Genomic DNA, 1,270 nt, shown 5'->3' on the forward strand with positions numbered 1-1,270 from the left:
GGCCCTTGGTCGCGGTGGCGGTGCAGGTGGTGGTCCCGCCACCGGTGTTGCCGCCGCCGGTGTTGCCGCCACCACCGGTGTTGCCGCCACCTGCGGGCGCGACCGCGCGGCCGGTGGTCGGGGAGATGTGCCCGGTGCACAGGTTGCGCGACTGCAGGTCCTGCAGGATGCCGGGCAGGGCCTGCACCGTGTTGCCCGGCCAGTCGTGCATGAGGACGACCTGCCCGTTGGTCGCGCGGGCGGCCGCCTGGCGGATCTGCTGGGACGAGACGTTGTTGTAGTCCTGGGTGTCGATGTCCCACGTCACCACGCGCAGACCCAGCCCGGAGGCGACCGACTGCACCGTGGAGTTGGTGGCGCCGTAGGGCGGCCGGAAGACCTGCGGCGTCACGCCGGCGGTCTGCTGCACGGCCTGCTGGGCGCGCGAGAGCTGCGACTGGATCGCCGACTGGCTCAGCGTCGTGAGGTTCGGGTGGTCCCAGCTGTGGTTGCCGATCTGCAGGCCGGCGTTCTTGTAGGCCTGCATGAGCGAGGCGTTGTTCTGGGCGTTCTGGCCGATGGGGAAGACGGTCGCGGTGGCGCCGGCCGCCCGCAGGGCGTTGATGACCTGGTTCGTCGTCGCGGCCGTGGGGCCGTCGTCGAACGTCAGCGCGACGTAGCCGGCCGAGCAGTCCGCGGCGGCTGCCGACGGCGCGAGGACGAGCCCGCCGGCGAGGACGGCGCCGGCGGCGGTCAGGCCCGCGAGCAGGCGCGTCGAGCGCCGGCGACGGGTGGGAAGGGTGCTGGTCACGTGGATGGCACTTCCTCAGGTGGAGGGATGGAGCGGGTGGCGCCCGCACCGGACGTCGTCGTCGGGTGCGGACGCGGGCAGGGGGTGCCGGGCTCGACCGAGCCCGGCACCCCCTGCGTGGCCGTCAGGAGCAGATGCCCCACGGGATGTAGCTGATGTTCTGCGAGCCCTTGTAGTACGTCACGCCGAAGCTGTTCGAGCCGTTCTGGCGGAACGTGTTGCCGCTGCGGGTGGCGCCCCACGAGTTCTGGATCGACTGGCCGGTGTTCGGGTAGACCGTCACGGACCAGTTGGACCGACCCGACACGGTGTACGTGACGTTGAACCGGTCGCCCCAGTCCTCGCCGCGCGTCCAGTTGACCGTGCAGCCGTTGGTGGTGTTGCTGCCGCTGTCGTTGCCGCCGGTGCTGCCACCGCCGCCGGTGTTGCCGCCGCCACCGGTGTTGCCACCGCCGCCGTCGGCGCTGCCGGTGCCGACCG

At 72.2% G+C, this 1,270-nt stretch carries 1 protein-coding gene and 1 pseudogene; both read right to left on the minus strand.

Going from position 1 to position 1,270, the window contains the following annotated elements; genetic code table 11:
- On the minus strand, positions 1-790 hold a 790-nt coding region (locus Cph01nite_RS18915), incomplete at its 3' end, for a polysaccharide deacetylase family protein (RefSeq protein WP_239069373.1).
- Positions 791-914: 124 nt separating this feature from the next.
- Positions 915-1,270: pseudogene (locus Cph01nite_RS18920) on the minus strand (glycoside hydrolase family 11 protein); the annotation flags it as partial.

Origin of the sequence: Cellulomonas phragmiteti (assembly GCF_016862775.1) — a bacterium.
GTDB classification, from domain to species: domain Bacteria; phylum Actinomycetota; class Actinomycetes; order Actinomycetales; family Cellulomonadaceae; genus Cellulomonas; species Cellulomonas phragmiteti.